20 protein-coding genes and 1 other annotated feature are annotated in these 18,719 nt (G+C 46.5%); of the genes, 10 read left to right on the top strand and 10 right to left on the bottom strand.

The genetic code is table 11. The features are described from left to right. Positions 1–139 precede the first annotated feature (139 nt). From GC098_RS03490 to GC098_RS03465, 6 genes are read right to left on the bottom strand one after another with little or no spacing between them, the layout of a single operon-like run. Positions 140–994, bottom strand: a complete 855-nt coding sequence (locus tag GC098_RS03490) for an urease accessory protein UreD (protein WP_171641000.1) — start codon at positions 992–994, stop codon at positions 140–142. Continuing rightward, the gene (ureG, locus tag GC098_RS03485) at positions 987–1,646 is read right to left on the bottom strand and encodes an urease accessory protein UreG (RefSeq protein ID WP_171640998.1); all 660 of its coding nucleotides are present in this window, start codon (positions 1,644–1,646) and stop codon (positions 987–989) included. The genes GC098_RS03490 and ureG overlap by 8 nt, the downstream gene beginning before the upstream one ends. 55 nt (positions 1,647–1,701) lie before the next feature. Beyond that, positions 1,702–2,427 (bottom strand): urease accessory protein UreF, encoded by a 726-nt coding sequence (locus GC098_RS03480; protein ID WP_246358401.1) that lies wholly within the window; start codon positions 2,425–2,427, stop codon positions 1,702–1,704. A 40-nt stretch (positions 2,428–2,467) separates the two neighbouring features. After that, entirely contained in the window at positions 2,468–4,150 is a 1,683-nt protein-coding gene (gene ureC / locus GC098_RS03475; RefSeq protein WP_216625143.1) for an urease subunit alpha, read from the bottom strand. A 13-nt stretch (positions 4,151–4,163) separates the two neighbouring features. After that, positions 4,164–4,547, bottom strand: coding sequence for an urease subunit beta (locus GC098_RS03470; RefSeq protein WP_171640994.1), 384 nt, complete (start codon positions 4,545–4,547; stop codon positions 4,164–4,166). 33 nt (positions 4,548–4,580) lie between these two features. Further along, the gene (locus GC098_RS03465; RefSeq protein ID WP_029194808.1) at positions 4,581–4,883 is read right to left on the bottom strand and encodes an urease subunit gamma; all 303 of its coding nucleotides are present in this window, start codon (positions 4,881–4,883) and stop codon (positions 4,581–4,583) included. 283 nt (positions 4,884–5,166) lie between these two features. Here GC098_RS03465 and urtA point away from each other — a divergent pair, with 283 nt between their 5' ends. The 7 genes from urtA (at position 5,167) to gerQ (ending at position 11,684) form a co-directional block, all read left to right on the top strand. After that, positions 5,167–6,441, top strand: coding sequence for an urea ABC transporter substrate-binding protein (urtA, locus tag GC098_RS03460; RefSeq protein ID WP_171640992.1), 1,275 nt, complete (start codon positions 5,167–5,169; stop codon positions 6,439–6,441). Between the two features lie 173 nt (positions 6,442–6,614). Next, positions 6,615–7,520 carry an urea ABC transporter permease subunit UrtB gene (urtB, locus tag GC098_RS03455; RefSeq protein ID WP_171640991.1) on the top strand — a complete coding sequence of 302 codons (906 nt, stop codon included), beginning with the start codon at positions 6,615–6,617 and terminating at the stop codon, positions 7,518–7,520. A 21-nt stretch (positions 7,521–7,541) separates the two neighbouring features. Then, the gene (gene urtC, locus GC098_RS03450; RefSeq protein ID WP_171640988.1) at positions 7,542–8,618 is read left to right on the top strand and encodes an urea ABC transporter permease subunit UrtC; all 1,077 of its coding nucleotides are present in this window, start codon (positions 7,542–7,544) and stop codon (positions 8,616–8,618) included. Positions 8,619–8,667: 49 nt separating this feature from the next. Continuing rightward, positions 8,668–9,459, top strand: a complete 792-nt coding sequence (gene urtD, locus GC098_RS03445; protein ID WP_171640986.1) for an urea ABC transporter ATP-binding protein UrtD — start codon at positions 8,668–8,670, stop codon at positions 9,457–9,459. After that, a complete protein-coding gene (gene urtE, locus GC098_RS03440; RefSeq protein WP_312879976.1) occupies positions 9,452–10,147 on the top strand; it encodes an urea ABC transporter ATP-binding subunit UrtE in 696 nt (231 codons plus the stop codon). Before urtD ends, urtE begins: the two co-directional genes overlap by 8 nt. 225 nt (positions 10,148–10,372) lie before the next feature. Next, complete coding sequence (locus GC098_RS03435) at positions 10,373–11,059, top strand: response regulator transcription factor (RefSeq protein WP_171640982.1); 687 nt, start codon at positions 10,373–10,375, stop codon at positions 11,057–11,059. A 169-nt stretch (positions 11,060–11,228) separates the two neighbouring features. After that, positions 11,229–11,684, top strand: a complete 456-nt coding sequence (gerQ, locus tag GC098_RS03430) for a spore coat protein GerQ (RefSeq protein ID WP_246358400.1) — start codon at positions 11,229–11,231, stop codon at positions 11,682–11,684. 56 nt (positions 11,685–11,740) lie between these two features. On the opposite strand, the gene GC098_RS03425 is transcribed toward gerQ, so the two are convergent. Continuing rightward, positions 11,741–12,037 (bottom strand): hypothetical protein, encoded by a 297-nt coding sequence (locus GC098_RS03425; RefSeq protein ID WP_171640980.1) that lies wholly within the window; start codon positions 12,035–12,037, stop codon positions 11,741–11,743. 249 nt (positions 12,038–12,286) lie between these two features. On the opposite strand from GC098_RS03425, the gene GC098_RS03420 reads away from it, so the two are divergent. Next, positions 12,287–13,270 carry a metal-dependent hydrolase gene (locus GC098_RS03420; RefSeq protein ID WP_171640978.1) on the top strand — a complete coding sequence of 328 codons (984 nt, stop codon included), beginning with the start codon at positions 12,287–12,289 and terminating at the stop codon, positions 13,268–13,270. A 130-nt stretch (positions 13,271–13,400) separates the two neighbouring features. Here the strand turns inward: GC098_RS03420 and GC098_RS03415 are convergent, their stop codons facing one another. Next, entirely contained in the window at positions 13,401–13,628 is a 228-nt protein-coding gene (locus GC098_RS03415; protein ID WP_047681486.1) for an alpha/beta-type small acid-soluble spore protein, read from the bottom strand. A 153-nt stretch (positions 13,629–13,781) separates the two neighbouring features. Between GC098_RS03415 and GC098_RS03410 the strand changes: the two genes are divergently transcribed. Continuing rightward, a complete protein-coding gene (locus GC098_RS03410; protein ID WP_029194821.1) occupies positions 13,782–13,964 on the top strand; it encodes a DUF5325 family protein in 183 nt (60 codons plus the stop codon). Positions 13,965–14,042: 78 nt separating this feature from the next. On the opposite strand, the gene trpS is transcribed toward GC098_RS03410, so the two are convergent. Further along, positions 14,043–15,026, bottom strand: a complete 984-nt coding sequence (gene trpS, locus GC098_RS03405) for a tryptophan--tRNA ligase (protein ID WP_171640976.1) — start codon at positions 15,024–15,026, stop codon at positions 14,043–14,045. 64 nt (positions 15,027–15,090) lie between these two features. Beyond that, positions 15,091–15,355 (bottom strand) — a binding site (T-box leader). Between the two features lie 160 nt (positions 15,356–15,515). On the opposite strand from trpS, the gene GC098_RS03400 reads away from it, so the two are divergent. Then, positions 15,516–16,667 (top strand): permease, encoded by a 1,152-nt coding sequence (locus GC098_RS03400; RefSeq protein ID WP_246358399.1) that lies wholly within the window; start codon positions 15,516–15,518, stop codon positions 16,665–16,667. Between the two features lie 366 nt (positions 16,668–17,033). Here GC098_RS03400 and ilvD read toward each other — a convergent pair whose 3' ends face one another. Then, the gene (gene ilvD / locus GC098_RS03395) at positions 17,034–18,719 is read right to left on the bottom strand and encodes a dihydroxy-acid dehydratase (RefSeq protein WP_171640974.1); all 1,686 of its coding nucleotides are present in this window, start codon (positions 18,717–18,719) and stop codon (positions 17,034–17,036) included.

Here is an 18,719-nt window from a genome sequence, read left to right as displayed (position 1 = left end):
CTTACAACGTTTGACAATGAAGTGCAGCCAGTTGTCATCATATTGTCGATTCTCCTTCCAGTATGCGTGGAAAATGATCGGAACATTCGATTCCATGTAAAAAGGAGCCCCCAGGGCTCCCTTCAATCGTTTAATTCTATTATTTATTAACCATAAGTGGCGTTAATGCTAATAAGCTGCGGCGAATATCATGCCACGCCTTCCTCAAAGCCAGCTGTAATTCCCATGCATGTCTTCCCATGACTGTGACGATTAAACCGTATTTATGTGTAAGACTAGCTCCTATGCGGACCTCTACACCTTCAAGCTTTTCAAGACTCTCCAATACTTTCTCGAGATGCAGCTGTTTAAGACGATCCGAGAAAATGTACAGATTACCGAGATGTGTCTCCCGCTCCCAACAGCCTGGCGCTGATAGCTGCATGGTCTGTGGTTCAATTCTTTGATTCTGATAAAAAATCAATTCCTTGCCGTGCCAGACTTTCATACGATTCATATAACGGGAATACTGAAATACTTCGCCTCGCTGCGTTCGTCCAGGACAACATACATCCGAGAGAATCAACGCAGACCCCAGTGATAAATGAACATCCATTTCTGCGACTAGGCTTGCATCCTTATAGAGCATTAAGGGCTCCGGAATGTATTCCAGCAGCGCGTCAGCTTCCAAATGCAGCGTCTGACGCTGCGTACTTCCATGACCAACCTCAGACGGATGCACCTTCGTGAACGATTGGTTCGTTAGAAAAACACGTGCGCCCTCTCCAAGGCGCACGTTGATTTCGTAATGATCCCCCGACATGAGTCCTGGGGAGCAGTCCATCATATAGACGCCCAATTGATCCGCAGGATGGGCGTCCTGGGTGAGCGTTTCGTTCTCGTAACGAAACGTTTTGGCGATTTTGAGCGGGGAGGTGTGGAATTTGTGGACGAGCTGCGTCAAGCCGCTGCGTACCTCAAATTCCGCCTTAATCTCCCCAGTCACGCTAGGCATGGCTGAACTCCAGTTCCACCCATGTGACAATATCGTCCAACCCTGTACCGCCCATCAGGTTTGAGAAAATATACGGACGGTCGCCGCGCATCTTCTTCGTATCCGAATCCATTACTTCCAGGCTGGCGCCTACATACGGGGCTAGATCGATTTTGTTGATAATAAGCATATCGGAACGCATAATGCCAGGACCGCCTTTACGCGGTATTTTTTCCCCTTGGGCGACATCTATAATATAGATGAAGCGATCTACCAGCTCCGGGCTGAACGCAGCAGCCAAGTTGTCGCCACCGCTCTCGATGAAAATAATATCGAGATTATCGAATCGCTTCTCCAGTTCTTCGATAGCTTCGAAATTCATCGAAGCATCCTCACGGATCGCTGTATGCGGGCATCCGCCTGTTTCTACCCCAATAATGCGATCCTCGGGCAGTGCCTCGGAGCTAATCAAGATACGGGCATCTTCCTTCGTGTAGATATCATTCGTGATCACCGCAATACTATAGCGGTTGTTGAGTTTCCGAGCCAGCCGCTCCACTAGCGCTGTTTTACCAGAACCAACAGGTCCGCCGATTCCAATGCGCATTGGGCGACTCCGATCCACGGCTGGTTTTTCCCATTGGTGGTGATGATGACCTTGACCTTGACACATAGTCATTCCTCCTAAAATTATGATTAGGGCATAATTGCCTTTACGAGTTACAACATTAAGACATGAATAATCGCGAATACAGCGTTTCGTGCTGCATCATGGCCAAATCTGCGGCAGGTGAATTCGTATACGCATCCAAGGGATCCAAATGCGCTACACGCTGCCACTCGCTTCCGGTCAAAGGCAGCAGCTTCGCAAGAAGAATTTGTCCTTGGGTTTGACCCATGGACATGAGTCTAAGCGCGCTGTTGATAGAGGTCATGATACAGCTGTAAAGATAGCCTTCCGCCGCTTGATGTAAGGGCACACCAAGGTGATAACTCACCCATCCATGGACAATCGGATGATTGGAGCTGCAGTTGCCGGCTTTCACAGCTTCGTCCAGAGGCATCCAGTTCAGATCTGGATACATCGAGCGCGATAGTTGGAGCAGCCTGCGGCCCATCTTTTGAACGCCGCTCCTCGCTTCACTCGATACACGCTGCACATGCAGCATGTGGTCAATCTCCCAAAGCTGATCACATTCCTGTCTTGGAATATGGGTATAGGCAGCTTTGATTACCAATGCATCTGACGTTGCCCAGCTACCCGCGAGCATCGTGCGAATATAAGCTTCGAGTTCTTCAATCGTTACTAATCGTTCTTGCTGTACGAGTGTTTCCAAACCAAAGGAATGAGAGAATCCGCCAATGGGCAAGGCTGAATCCAGAAGCTGCTGATAAGCGAGCCAATGAAACCTCGGCGTCATCTCTTCAATGAATGTCGTTGTCTTTGTTGTCATCGCTTTATATCGTCACCTCGATCAGGGACTTCCCATTCTTTTAGAATAAGAAATATAACTGCGCCATCGGCAGCTCGGTCGCCGGCTCACAAGTAATGGCTTCCCCATCAACTTTCACTTCGTAGGTCTCTGGGTTTACTTCTATAGAAGGCGTTCCGTTATTATGAATCATGTCTTTCTTCGATATATGGCGACACCCTTTCACAGGCTCGACACGCTTTTGCAGCCCTAATTTCTGAGCGATGCCACGATCATATGCTGCTTGAGAGACGAAAGTAATCGAACTTTGCGTCAAAGCTTTACCAAAAGCAGCAAACATCGGACGCCCAAATACAGGCTGCGGTGTTGGAATTGAAGCGTTCGGATCTCCCATCTGCGCATAAGCAATGCTGCCGCCTTTGAGTACTAGATCCGGCTTAACCCCGAAGAACATTGGGTTCCAAATGACAAGATCCGCGAATTTGCCAGGCTCAATGGAGCCGACAAGGTGCGAGACACCATGCGTTATCGCCGGATTTATCGTATATTTGGCGATGTAACGTTTAATTCGGAAATTGTCGCCATCTTCCGTATCGGGAGCCAACGGTCCACGCTGCTTCTTCATCTTATCGGCGGTTTGCCATGTCCGAATAATGACCTCGCCGACCCGCCCCATTGCCTGGGAATCTGAGCTCAACATACTGAACACACCTAGATCATGAAGAATATCTTCCGCAGCAATCGTTTCCGGACGAATCCGGGAATCCGCGAATGCAACATCCTCGGGAATCCGGCTGTCCAAGTGATGACACACCATGAGCATATCCAAATGCTCTTCAATGGTATTGATCGTATACGGACGTGTCGGGTTTGTCGAAGACGGTAGTACGTTAAGCTCAGCAGCCGCACGGATAATATCCGGCGCGTGCCCCCCGCCTGCTCCTTCGGTATGATACGTATGAATCGTACGGCCTTTGATGGCAGCCAGTGTATCCTCGAGAAATCCCGCTTCATTTAATGTATCTGTATGAATGGCTACTTGAACATCATATTGATCTGCTGCTTCGAGACAAGTATCGATTGCTGCCGGCGTCGTTCCCCAATCTTCATGAAGCTTCAAACCAATAGCTCCCGCTTCTATTTGTTCCGTCAACGGAGCTAGGAATGAAGCGTTACCTTTACCCGTAAAGCCCAGATTCATTGGAAAAGCTTCAGCTGCCTCCAGCATACGCTGCATGTGCCATGCGCCTGGTGTACAAGTTGTGGCATTCGTCCCTGTGGCAGGCCCTGTCCCTCCACCTATCATCGTCGTCACGCCAGAGGAAAGCGCCGTTTCAATTTGCTGGGGACAAATAAAATGAATGTGAGCGTCGATCCCGCCTGCGGTTACAATTTTACCTTCACCTGCAATAACTTCCGTGCTTGCACCAACGATCATATTGGGATGCACGCCATCCATAATGTCCGGGTTCCCCGCTTTACCGATACCCACGATATGACCATCCTTGATGCCGATGTCACCTTTGACAATACCCCAGTGATCAATAATGACAGCATTCGTAATCAGGGTATCCAAAACACCTTGATCGCGGGTAGCACTGCTGGATTGCCCCATCCCGTCGCGAATGACCTTGCCGCCGCCAAATTTACATTCATCACCGTATACGGTGTAATCATGCTCGATTTGTGCCCATAGCTCGGTATCAGCCAAACGAATGGCATCTCCCGTAGTAGGCCCGAACATTAGCGCATAACTTTTACGATCTATTCGATTCACCGGGCTTTCCCTCCCATGCTTGCCATCTTTCTCTCGCAGCACTTGTCATATTTCCATTAGCTGCTAAGCCTTTACTCAAGTTATTTAGTCCATAAGAAAGTTTGGCTCCGCCAAGTTCAACTAACTGAATAGGTTTCTGTTCTCCCGGCTCAAAACGGACAGCCGTTCCCGCTGGAATGTCCAACCTCATGCCATAGGCTTGTTCTCTCGAGAAGTCCAAAGCTCTGTTCACTTCAAAAAAATGAAAATGCGAGCCGACCTGAATGGGACGATCTCCTGTATTCGTAACGATAAGATCAATCGTTTGTCTTCCTATATTCATTTCAATATATCCCTTGACTGTTCGATATTCTCCTGGAACCATCTTCTCGCCCCTTTCGATTATGCATTTGTATAGTTAGGTTATTGGTTCGTGTACGGTTACTAATTTGGTCCCATCGGGAAACGTAGCCTCTACCTGAACCTCATGAATCATTTGAGGCACACCTTCCATAACTTGCTCCGCTCTCAGAATCGTTGTGCCGAATGCCATCAATTGAGCAACGGTTAATCCGTCCCTTGCTCCTTCCATAATTTCGGATGTTAGCAGTGCTATGCTTTCGGGATAATTCAGTTTCAAGCCTCTGGCAAGTCTTCGGCGTGCTAGATCTGCAGCCACAGTAATGAGCAGCTTTTCTTTTTCTCTCTCCGTTAAATGCACATCTTCACCTCATTAAAATCCGAATAATGGTAATCCTTTATCCTTATTATATTCGTGTATTCTAGGATTGTAAATCATTTATGTTAGATATATTGACATTAAAGCAACGATTCTTGAAGTCATTTTCCGTATTTTATGTGATTTTCACAAAGAAGTGGCTAACCCTTGTGCATTTTTACCAAAAAAGCTTTAATTGATGTCATCTATATTGACACTGGCTTGTTTTGCACTTTATCATAAGCGTTGTAATCCAAATCTTGTAAGCAAAGGGAGTGGGACGTGAATGAGAGAGATACGAAACAAAGGTAAGCTCACAGTCGCTTTGAGTATGGCTTTGATGATGGTCATGGCTGGCTGTGCAAAGACAGAGCCAACTACATCCACGACAACTACACCTATGGCGACCAAAGCCGCTGAAGCTAAGGCGGAGACGAAGGATGAAACGGTACCTGTTGGGATTCTTCACTCACTAACAGGCACGATGTCCATAAGCGAGGTGTCTGTAAGAGATGCTGAACTTATGGCGATTGACGAAATTAATGCAGCTGGGGGACTCTTAGGTAAAATAATCAAGCCCGTGATTGAAGACGGTGCATCCGATTGGCCGACTTTTGCAGAGAAAACTAAGAAGTTACTGCAAAAAGACAGCGTCGTAACCATCTTTGGCTGCTGGACATCTGCCAGCCGCAAAGCCGTGCTTCCGGTCGTCGAACAAAACAAAGGATTGCTGTGGTATCCGGTGCAGTATGAAGGCGTGGAATCATCACCTAATATCTTCTACATTGGCGCAACAACGAACCAACAAATTATCCCCGCGGTAACTTGGCTTCTTCAAAACAAAGGCAAGAAATTCTACCTTCTTGGTTCCGATTATGTCTTTCCAAGAACAGCCAACAAAATTATTAAAGAGCAGTTGAAAGCTGAAGGCGGATCGCTTGTTGCCGAAGAATACACACCACTTGGACACACGGACTACAATACAATCATTAGTAAAATCAAAAAAGAGAAACCAGATGTCATTTTCAATACGCTGAACGGCGACAGTAACGTAGCCTTCTTCAAGCAATTGAAAGATGCAGGCATTTCATCCAAAGATCTAACAACAATGTCCGTAAGTATCGCGGAGGAAGAGGTTCGTGGTATTGGAGCGTCTGTCCTAGATGGACACTATACAGCTTGGAATTACTACCAAACAACAGATACACCTGAGAACAAAAAATTCGTTGAAGCTTACAAAGCTAAATACGGTAAAGACCGTGTTACGGATGATCCGATCGAAGCTGGTTACACGGCCGTTTACTTATGGGCAGCTGCTGTTAAGAAAGCAGGATCCTTTGATGTAGAGAAAGTGAAAGCCGCTGCCAAAGGTATCGAGTTTAACGCCCCTGAAGGTAAAGTGGTTATTGATGGAGAGAATCAACATATTTCCAAAACGGCACGTATCGGTCAAATTACGGCTGATGGCCAAATCAAAGAAATATGGAACTCCGGCCAACCACTCAAACCAGATCCTTTTCTCAAAACATACCCTTGGGGCGGAGAAGTAACGAAAAAATAAAGTTAGTTATTGGGGCCAGGACTGCCTAAGGGCAGTCCTGGATTTCACCAAAATATAAGAATTTATATGTTTCACACGATAAGTCGGCTATATTTCTGGATAAACGCCCCCGTCCAAGAAGGACGGCGTAGACGTTTATTTTGTTTACTTGGGGTTTACTGGGAGGGATTATCATGAGTCTGCTGCTTCTACAATTATTTAACGGTCTAAGCCTTAGCTCCATTCTGTTGTTGATTGCCATCGGTCTTGCGATTACATTCGGCTTGATGAATGTTATGAATATGGCACATGGCGAATTCATCATGATTGGTGCCTACATGGCTTATCTAGTCCAGCAGTGGTTCCAGAAGTTTCTACCGGCCTCCGCTTTCGGATGGTATTTCATCGTGTCGTTAGGCGTTGCCTTTGCGGTAGCCTTCTTCGTTGGCTGGCTGCTCGAAGTTTTTCTCATTCGATTCATGTACGGCAGACCGTTAGACAGCCTGCTTGCTACTTGGGGAGTAAGCCTTGTCTTGCAACAGCTTGCACGCACCATCTTCGGTGCTCCTAATGTTGCAGTTAAAGCACCCGAGTGGTTGGAAGGCGGACTTCATTTATCGGCCGACCTCATTCTCCCCTACAAGCGCCTCTTTATTATTGCTTTGGTTGCGCTTTGTATCTTGGTGATTTATATGTACCTGTACCACTCTGCCGGAGGAAGACGCATGAGAGCTGTTATGCAAAATCGTGAAATGGCTGCTTGTCTTGGTATTTCCACACGAAGAGTAGATGCTCAGTCCTTCGCTTTTGGCTCCGCAATGGCAGGAATTGCCGGATGCGCCTTAACGCTGCTTGGACCCATTGGACCAACTATAGGCACTTATTATATTGTGGATGCGTTCATGGTTGTTGTACTTGGTGGCATTGGTAAGCTGATTGGAACCGTAGCAGGAGCATTAGGTATTGGGGTTTTCAATACAGCTTTGGAATATACAACAAGTGCTACACTCGGAAAAGTGCTTGTTTTCACACTTATAATCGCCTTCTTGCAGTGGAAACCGATGGGACTTGTGACGATCCGTTCAAGATCCTTAGATTGAAGAAAGGATGTGGCATCTTCCATGCTCTTAACGGGACAATCCAAGCTTAAATTGATCGTCTATTCCGTTTTTTTGATCGCTATCGCTCTGGCTCCTCTGTTCATGTCAGACTTCCGACTTTCCCTACTTGGCAAGTTTCTCGCTTATGCCATCATTGCTATGGGAATTGATCTTATTTGGGGCTATACCGGTATTCTTAGCCTTGGCCATGGCGTCTACTTTGGACTTGGCGCTTATTGTATGGCTATGCATCTTAAGCTTGCCGCGACGCCAGACCAACTGCCGGATTTCATGTCATGGAGCGGTGTTGAAAGCCTCCCCTGGTTCTGGGTTCCTTTCCAACATGCAGGCGCTGCATTCCTTCTTGCCCTCATTGTTCCAATGATCGTCGCGTTCATCTTAGGATATTTTACATTCCGCAACCGCATTAAAGGTGCTTTCTTCTCCATTTTGTCACAGGCGTTGGTCATTATTACCGTAACGTTATTCGTTGGCCAACAAGGCTATACAGGCGGAACTAACGGACTAACCAATTTCACCACCTTTCTTGGATTAAACCTGCAATCACAATCTACGAAACTATTATTTTTCTATCTCACTTTAGCTGTTGTTGTTGTCGTTCTTATCCTATGCAGTCTACTCGTCACCAGCCGTATGGGGAACATTCTCACGGCCATTCGTGATGGTGAAAATCGGGTTCGCTTTATTGGCTACAATCCAGTCACTTATAAAGTATTCATTTACTGCGCTTCAGCCGGATTAGCCGGACTTGCCGGTGTGCTCTTCGTCCTTCAGGAAGGCATTATCTCACCCGCACAAATGGGCATTGTCCCTTCGATTGAGATGGTTCTTTGGGTGGCTATCGGGGGGCGTGCAACGATCGGAGGCGCCGTTCTTGGAGCGTTAATCACCAACGCAGCCAAAACAACGTTTAGCGAAGCTTACCCTGCTTGGTGGCCGATTATGCTCGGAGCCATGTTCATTATTGTTGTACTGCTGCTGCCCAAAGGTATCGTCGGTACGATCACACACTACACCTCCAATTGGAAAAAACCCATGCTTCCTAAGCCGATTTCTTCATCGCATGAAGCAAGCTGACCATACACCAAATCTTTAATGTTATGAAACTTGAAGGGGGAACATCCCAATGCTAGGACAATTAGCGAAAAAACAACCTGTAACCGGAGAGAAAATCCTTAGCGTTAAAGGGCTTGAAGTGAGCTTTGACGGTTTTAAAGCCTTACGCAATCTGGACTTTTCCTTGCAATATGGAGAGCTTCGGTTTCTCATTGGGCCGAACGGAGCAGGCAAAACAACGCTCTTAGATGTCATTTGCGGGAAAGTGAAGCCTTCGCAAGGTCACGTTTATTTCAAAGAATCAATTGATCTTACCAAGCACCAAGAACACCAAATTGCACAGCTCGGCATTGGACGTAAATTCCAAGCACCTTCCGTCTTCTCAACATTAACCGTTTTTGAAAATTTGGCTCTTTCTATGAAACAGCAGCGCGGACTCCTTAGCGCTCTATGGACCAAGACGACGAGTGAACAGCGAGACCGCTTGCATCTCCGACTCGAGATGATTGGCCTGCAAAGCAAAGTCAAAGAGCGCGCAGGGTCACTTTCTCACGGCGAGAAACAGTGGCTTGAAATCGGGATGCTGCTCATGCAGGAGCCCGATCTACTGCTGCTGGACGAACCTGCCGCTGGCATGACAGATAGCGAAACCGAGAAAACAGGTGAGCTGCTGCACGAAATAGCGGCTAATCAGACGATCATCGTAGTTGAACACGACATGGAGTTTGTTCGCCAATTCGCTAGAACAGTCACGGTACTTCATGAAGGCACCGTGCTTCGGGAAGGCACGATGCAGGATATTCAGAATGATGATAAGGTTGCTGAAGTTTATCTTGGAAGGAGAGTGGAACGCGGTGCTTAACCTTCAAAAGATAGAAGCCGGTTACGGCGAGAGTATGGTTGTACGCCATGTCAACCTTAAGGTGAAGCCTGGGCAAATCGTTTGTCTAATGGGCCGCAACGGTGTAGGGAAATCCACACTCATGAAGAGCATTATGGGACTCATTCAGCCGAAGTCCGGCACGATCCATTATAACGAACGGAACATAACGTCCTTCCCACCAGATCGACGAGCCAAATTAGGGATCGGCTACGTGCCGCAAGGGCGGGAGATTTTCCCACAGCTTACGGTCGAGGAAAACCTGCTGCTTGGACTTGAAGCTGCAACAGATGGAAGAAAAAAGCTCCCTGATTCTCTCTTCGACACCTTCCCCGTGCTTCGTCAAATGCTTCACCGCAAAGGAGGCGACCTCAGCGGCGGGCAGCAGCAGCAATTAGCGATAGCCCGTGCCTTAGCCCCAGGCCCCAAGCTACTGCTGCTGGATGAGCCGATGGAGGGCATCCAGCCTTCTATTGTCATGGAGATTGAAGCCATCATAGAATCAATCAAGCGCAGTCGAGAAATTGCCGTATTGCTGGTCGAACAAAGCTTAGAGTTCGCTACAAGCATCGCCGATTACTATTATGTATTAGACCGGGGGACAATAGCCGCCGAAGGTTATGCCGAGCATTTGAGCGAAGATCAAGTCCGAAAGCATTTAACGGTATGATTCTCCTTATTAGACTCACATTATAGATGGAAGCTGGATTACTTGACCTATGTAATTAGGCGTCAAGTACCTTCCAGCTTCTTTTTTTTCATACGTAGGAACTAATTATGAAGTTAAACTGGACGTCACAAAATGGATAATGATAACATGCATATATAGGATCGAATGTTGCGTCCGGCATATCGAGCACCGAACCTTTGGAAGGAAAAGGAGGGGGGAACGTTTATGTCTAAAATTTTAATTATTGAAGATGATTTAAGCATTGGTGAAATGATGTCGATTTATTTGTACGAAGAAGGCTATCAAGTTATGCGTGCGGAAACTGGACGTCAAGGCGAAATGTTATTCCGAGATTTCGAACCCGATGTCATCGTGCTTGATATTATGCTGCCTGATGTTGACGGGATTCAGCTATGCACAGACTTCCGAAATTCGTCAACCATCCCCATTCTTATGGTATCCGCCAAAAATGAGGTCTCCGATCGCGTCAAAGGTCTGCAAACTGGCGCTGATGATTACCTATGTAAACCATTCTCAATGAGGGAACTGTCAGCAAGAATACAAGCATTACTGCGACGTTCACATGCTTTTCCTCCGCCAGCTCAATCAACTGCTTCGGCCGAGCAAATCGTTCATCTGGATCTAGAGAAGCGCTGTCTTTTTGTACATAGCAAAATCATTGAGACCACTTTCTCTGAATTTGAAATTATGAAACTTTTTTGGCAGAATCAAGGACGAGTATACAGCCGGGAGGAGCTTTTAAACCGGGTCCGTGGTTTCGATTCCTATGTAACTGAACGTGCAATCGATGTACATATCGCAAACCTTCGCAAAAAAATAGAAGCTGATCCCAAAGAACCGAAATATATTAAGACGGTTTGGGGTGTCGGTTATAAATTTCTACTTACGTAAGCTCCCAATGGGGCTTTTTTTTGTTTGGGATAATTCGGCAATAACCAGTCACCAAATGGGCAGATGCACAATATGATGATTATGGATAATGACACGAACTTAGTATCTGTTTCACATTTCAATTATGAAGAAAGCTTTCTCAAGGAAAGCTCAAGGAGGAAATACGATCATGTTGAATAACCCTTACAAAATTGGTAACCAAGGAAACCAAGGTATGGCACAGCAAGTCCCTTACGGATATCCTTATCCGGCTTATCCCGTTCCAACAACGGGTATGAATAAACCTATGCCAATTGGAACTGGATTTCCACCTGCTGGCGGTCTGCAAACCGGTGTAAATGTACCTAGCCAACTCCCAATGGAAGAATCCTATATCGAGAATATTCTCCGTTTGAACCTTGGTAAAATGGCTACAATCTACATGACATACGAAAATAACTCGCAATGGAATGCCAAAATTTTCAAAGGCAAACTGGAAGCAGCTGGCCGCGATCATATTATTATCAGCGATCCAGCTACCGGTATGCGATACTTATTGCTCATGGTGAATCTAGACTACATTACATTCGACGAGGAACTCCAGTACATGTATCCATACGCGGGCGGAGCCGGCCCCCAGAGATAAAAGTTAGATCACATATAAAGCCGCTTGCTCTTTCGTAAGAGCAGCGGCTTTTTTTGTCATGAAGAAGTCACTTCTGTGAAATGCCACATATGCAGTTTGCGCAGGCCGCCTTCAATCCACTCTTCCCAAATGGCTTGCTGTGAAACATCTTCGGTTCCATGCAAACGTTCTTGTTTCAAAGAAAGATACTCCTCATAGGTAACTTCCTTCCAAATTTCAACAAAAAGCCCTTTCTGATCCGTTCCCTCCAGCAGTTCAAATCGCCCTTCCCGCCGCTGCCATTCCTGCATATAGATGAGAAAAGAGTCCCGAAAAGCGGGTTTTATGGCATACTCTACAAAAACTTTAGACATTTTTAGATCTCCCTCTGATTTATTTTTTGCTCCAAAATGGTAAACTAATAAAAAGACGGTAAAATGACCATGCTTACAAGGATAAATGATTTCGTCGTTTTATAAGGACGAGCGCGTTTATCAAGGTTGATGCGAAGCAAAAGTATAAAACTTATCTTTCTTATCAACTGAAGTAAGTTTTCCTATGGAAAACTCAGCCCATGCTTACGAAGAAAATTTTCTACGGAAAATTCTTAGGAGGAAACCCATTTGGACACAGGCACTCATCTCGTAATTGGATTAGGGTTAGCGGGACTGTCTCAAATTGACCCTAGCGTTTCTGCAGACACAGCAGCAACCACTGCAGTCTTCATAGGAACTGTTATTGGCTCACAGATTCCGGATGTGGACGGGCTGCTCCGTTTTAAAGGGAATGCCACTTACATTCGAAATCACCGCGGCCGTTCTCACTCTTTGCCGGCTTTACTATTATGGACACTGCTGATCACTGGAGCTCTTGCTCTTTTCTTCCATGGAATCCCCTTATTGCACCTTGGTATGTGGGTAGGAATCGCCGTTTGCTTTCACGTCTTCACAGATTGTTTCAACACATATGGTACACAAGCGTTCCGGCCATTCTCTGAAAAGTGGGTGTCATGGAACATTATACACATCTTTGATCCCTTTATCTTTTCAAGCCACATCGCAGCTATTTTCATGTGGTCTTTCCATGTCGCTAGTCCAAAGCTGGTATTTCCGACTTTGTACGGGGTTATCGCCCTATATTACATCTGGCGCTCTCTCGACCATTACATCGTAGAAAAAGGGCTTTATCGCAAAGATCCCACCCATATGCCTGGGGATAAATACACACTTATTGTAACATTCAACCTCTATGTGTGGAACGTAGTGAAACGCAGAGCTGACGGCACCTTCCAGCTGGGTGAACTGAAGAATTCGAAGCTTAGGTGGATCGACACCGTCAAATGTGAAGACCATCCAGCCATCGAGGTGTCCAAAAGTCACGAAGACATCCAAGCCTTACTCTACTTCTCATCCTTCACATGTGCTGAAGTGAAAGAACACCGCTTCGGCTACGAAGTAAGATGGGCTGATGTGCGTTATCGTCATCGCAAGCAGTATCCTTTCGTAGGTGTTATCCGGATGGATCACAATTTCCAAACACTCGATTCTTATGTGGGTTGGGTAAGTGACACTAGGCTTGAAAAAAAGCTAAAAGTAGATCTTTATTAGAAAAAAGGCGCGTTAACCAAACGCGTCTTTTTTACATTTAAAAATAGACATACAAAAAGCCCAGAGGGTTTTTAAGCCCCTGAGCTTTATTGTTAAATAATTCGGGAAAGCTATTAACGAGTCAGGTTACCTAGCTGCGAAAGCCAGATTGTCCTGCCAGCGTTTGCTCAGCAATTTGCACCAAGCGACGAGTAATGTTACCCCCGATTGCACCAGCATCGCGAGTAGCCATATAACCCATGTAACCATCTTGAGGAATTTGGATGCCCAGCTCTTGAGCTACCTCATATTTCAATTGATCTAAAGCTTGAGTGGCTTGTGGAACTACCAATGTGTTGCTGCTACGATTTTGCGCCATAAGGATCAGACTCCTTTCAGTCAGCTATAATCTTTGATGTATTTGCAAGCTTGCAAAGATAGTATGTGGAGGAAATGAATTTATATGCACAGCGATCAAAAAAGTTTAAAATAAGAAGACAATGTTCATTCTTCTAGAAAGTAGGTCACGTTCATGAGCAAACCACTCGCTCTTCTTTTCGCTGTTGTTGGCACCTTGCTGCTCGCCTCCATCAGCTTATTCATTGCCCTCAGGCAGCCTTGGATGATCCTTGCCTGTTCCATCATCTCGTTAGGCTTTATCGGATATGGATTTGCGGTTAAAGCGAAGATTCGCAAGAAAAATACGCGGTCTTAACGAAGGAATCTACAACTATCGTCAAAAAGAGAAAGAGCCCAAACAGCTATTTTAGCTGTTCGAGCTCTTTTTTGCTTTTTATAGAACGACGAAGCCCATCCGTTTCTTCACTTCGAGTAAGGTTTGATCAGCCACTTCAGCTGCTTCCTGCGCACCTTTTTTCAAGATGTCGAAAATTTCGCCTGAGCTGCGAATTTCACGATAGCGTTGTTGAATCGGCTCGAGAACAGCCACGATGTGTTCAGCTAGATCCTTTTTGAAAGGACCATAGCCTTGCCCATCGTATTTGGCTTCAATCTCAGCTAAACTCATCTCAGCAAAGTGTGAGTAAATGGACATCAAATTACTAACCTCAGGTTTGTTTTGTAGATCATATTTTACCTCACGGCCTGAATCAGTGACCGCACGGCTCAGCTTCTTACGGATCACATCCGGCTCATCCAGCATGGCGATGTAACTACCTGCATTCGGACTGCTTTTGCTCATCTTTTTAGACGCATCATCCAAAGACATGATTCTCGCACCAATCTCAGGCATATAAGGCTGCGGCATGACAAACATTTCACCAAAACGGTTATTGAAGCGGTTCGCCAAATCGCGCGTCAGCTCCAAATGCTGCTTCTGATCATCTCCAACTGGAATAAGGTCGGCATTGTATAGCAAAATATCAGCAGCCATCAGAGATGGATACGTAAATAGGCCTGCACCGACGGAATCCTTGCCTTCGGATTTGTCTTTGAACTGTGTCATACGCTCCAGCTCTCCCATATGCGTCAGCGTCGTCATGATCCAGCCGAGCTCTGCGTGCGCATGAACATGGGATTGTAGGAAAATAGATGCTTTACTAGGATCTAGTCCCGCAGCAATATAAAGCGAAGCTATAGACTCTGTTTGCTCCTTCAGAGCTGCCGGATCCTGAGGAACCGTTATGGCATGCATATCGACGACCATAAAATAACAGCGATGCAAATGCTGCAGCTTCACATAATTGCGAAGTGCGCCAATATAGTTGCCAATCGTCAGCTGTCCGCTGGATTGCATACCGGATAATACTCGTTTCATTGGATAATCCCTCCAGATTCTTATCTTCTTATAGTCTAAAAAAACAACAAAAAGGCCTCTCCCCGCAAGGGACGAGAGACCGTGGTACCACCCTAATTTGTCCGTGAACAATTGTTCAAAAGACCTTCAAGCTCTGATAACGGGGAGCTGCCGTTTGGCATACTTGGACAGATGAGGATGTTCTCCGGCCTAGGTTCCGGCAACCTGCATACTGTGTTCAGCCTCATGCTCAAGGATCCATTCGGTTTGCTTGTTTCACCGGTTCACACCAACCACCGGCTCTCTGAGAAACAGAAGACAAACTTACTTGTTCCTATCATCGCGAATTGATTTTATATAATTATACACCCTTACAATCTATTGTCAATCAAGGACATTGTCCTATCTGGACCTGCATGTACATAGGATAGATCATACTAGCCTTTCTATGGATAAAAATAACTCCGCGTCCTTCGGGGACGCATCAACGGACAAAGGGGTGTCAACGAATTGCCATCGACTCTATATCGCTGGAGCCTTCCTATCTCCACGGTGATTTGCGCGTTTCTCCTCATCTTAATTGTGACAACGAGAGAGCTCCCTCCTATGGGTTTGGTCATTTATGAAATCAAGCACGTCTTTACAGCCTTCCTGGATATTTTTCTCGACGCTTTGCCTTTTATGTTACTGGGCGTCCTTCTATCCACGGTCGTTGAAAACTTCATTCCTGAAGCGTTCATCAGACGCATGACGCCGCGGCACCCGCTAGGTGGTATCTTATTTGCCTGCGTTCTTGGCATCATGTTCCCGCTCTGTGAATGCGGAATGATTCCTTTCGTTCGCCGGCTCATGCGAAAAGGAATGCCTGTGTACATAGCCGTCATCTTCATTCTAGTCGGTCCAATTCTGAATCCCATCGTCTTCGCCTCGACGTTCATGGCTTTCCGTGGCGCGCCTTCGATGGCATATTCGCGAATGGGGCTTACATTTGGCGTTGCGCTCATCGTTGGACTGCTGCTGACACGCTTCCTGAAAGGCAATCCATTGCGTCATCCTATCGAAAATGAGGCAAACACGCTGCACCACCACGGGGGTTCCAGCCCTGGACATCACGCCGACCATATACACGCACACGACCATGGCCACTCTCATGACCACAACCATGATCATCACCATGGCCATAACCATAATAATCATCATGAACATGAACACCATCATGATCATCATCACGGCCACAACCACTCGCACGACGGTGGTCGTGTGATGATTATGTTCAGCCACGGTACGACCGAGCTGTTCGAAATGAGTAAGTACTTAATGCTGGGCGCCTTTCTGACCGCTCTTATCCAAACATTCGTTGCCCAAGACAGCTTATCCGCGATCGGTCAGGGACCTTTCATTTCACATGTGTTCATGATGGGCTTTGCCTACTTGCTCTCCCTATGCTCAACAACAGATGCGTTCGTAGCTGCCTCCTTCGCCAAATCCTTCTCTCCAGGCTCCTTACTGGCTTTCCTTGTGTTCGGCCCTATGATCGACGTCAAAAGCACGCTGATGATGCTCTCCATCTTTAAAGCCCGCTTCGTGCTGACTCTCTCCATCGTCGTCGCGGTTACGGTATTGACGGGTTCATTGCTTTTCATGCATTTCTTTTTAGCTTAAAAGGAGATTTTGGATCCCAGCATATAGGGATTCTCAACCATTTAATCAATCAACAGCATAAGCCTCAAATAAATAAACGCGAAAACCGCGCTTATTCTAGTGCGCCCGAACAAATAACCGCGCTTACAGCGAGAGCTCTGCGAGCCGTAGCTCGTTGACACAGTCCGAGAAGCAGGAAATCGACTTCTCAGGAGACCATCCTGCGCGTCCTCGCTGAATAAGCTCGGAAAACGAGCTTATTCCTGAGCGCACGAATAAAAAAGAAGTAAGCTTTGCTTACCCCAAACCCAAAACATATAAATTCTGGCGTGTTAAAAAAAGGAGCTCGCATCAATCGCGAGACTCCCTTTTTTTATATATAAACAATTAAAACTTCAGAATGGCGCCTGCACTAGCATTTGTCACCATTTTCGTATAACGCGCCAAATATCCGGTTTGGATTTTCGGTTGGAACTCTGTCCAGCTCTCGCGGCGTTTCGCGAATTCTTCATCGCTGATTTGCAATTCGATTTTGCGGCCGTCCATGTCCACATCAATGATGTCGCCATCATGTACGAAAGCTAAAGGTCCGCCCTCAGCCGCTTCCGGTGAGATATGACCGATCGAGATCCCGCGGGATGCGCCGGAGAAACGTCCGTCAGTAATTAACGCAACCTTCGCGCCAAGACCCATACCTACGATTTGGGAAGTAGGAGCCAGCATTTCCGGCATACCAGGTCCACCCTTCGGACCTTCGTAACGGATAACAACGACATGGCCTTCTTTAACATGACCGTTCGCAATACCATACAAAGCTTCGTCTTGCGAGTTGAAACAAATAGCTGGGCCAACGTGACGTCCGCCAACAGATTTATCAACCGCGCCGACCTTAACGATACTGCCTTCAGGAGCAAGGTTACCGAACAGAACAGCTAGTCCGCCTCTTTCGCTGTGCGGGTTCGTAATTGGGCGAAGCACTTCATGGTTCACAATTTCACAGCCCGCTACATTTTCACGCAACGTTTTGGCTGTTACTGTCATGCGGTCACCGTCAAATGCACCCGGCTTTTTGAGCAGCTCGTTAATAATTGCACTCACACCACCAGCTAGATGTACATCTTCAATGTGATAATCGGAAGCCGGGGCGATTTTTGCTAAGTGAGGTACACGTTCTGCCACTTCGTTAATACGTGAAATCGGGTACTCGATACCCGCTTCAGCCGCGATAGCCAATGTGTGAAGAACCGTGTTCGTGGAACCACCCATTGCCATGTCGAGAGCAAATGCGTTATCGATCGCTTCGATCGTAACGATATCACGAGGCTTGATATCTTTTTCAATTAGGACCATCAATTGTTTCGCACAATCTTTCACGAATTGCTTACGCTCTTCCGCAACAGCCAAAATTGTACCGTTACCAGGCATTGCCAGACCAAGACCCTCAGCCAAGCAGTTCATGGAGTTCGCTGTAAACATACCGGAACAAGATCCGCATGTCGGACAGCCGTATTGCTCTAATTCTTCAAGATCAGCTGCATCAATATTACCAGCTTGGAAAGCACCTACGCCTTCAAATACGGAGGAAAGAGAAATCGATTTACCGTTTTTATCTTTACCGGCTTTCATCGGTCCACCACTCACTAACATCGTTGGGATGTTTACGCGAAGTGCACCCATGATCATACCCGGTGTAATTTTATCACAGTTAGGAATACAGATAAGGCCATCGAACCAGTGAGCATTAACTACCGTTTCCAGGGAATCCGCAATAATCTCACGGCTTGGCAAGGAATAACGCATACCAATATGCCCCATCGCAATACCATCATCAACACCAATTGTGTTGAATTCGAAAGGAACACCGCCAGCTTCACGGATCGCTTCCTTCACGAGTTTACCGAATTCTTGCAAATGAACATGTCCAGGAATAATGTCTATATAAGAGTTACAAACCGCAATAAACGGCTTGCCGAAATCTTCCTCTTTAACGCCGGCTGCACGCAGCAAACTGCGATGCGGAGCGCGGTCGAATCCTTTTTTAATCATATCGCTGCGCTGTTTTGGATGAGCCAT

Source organism: Paenibacillus phytorum (assembly GCF_013141715.1).
GTDB lineage: Bacteria > Bacillota > Bacilli > Paenibacillales > NBRC-103111 > Paenibacillus_E > Paenibacillus_E phytorum.
This window is presented reverse-complemented; position numbering and strand designations above follow the sequence as displayed.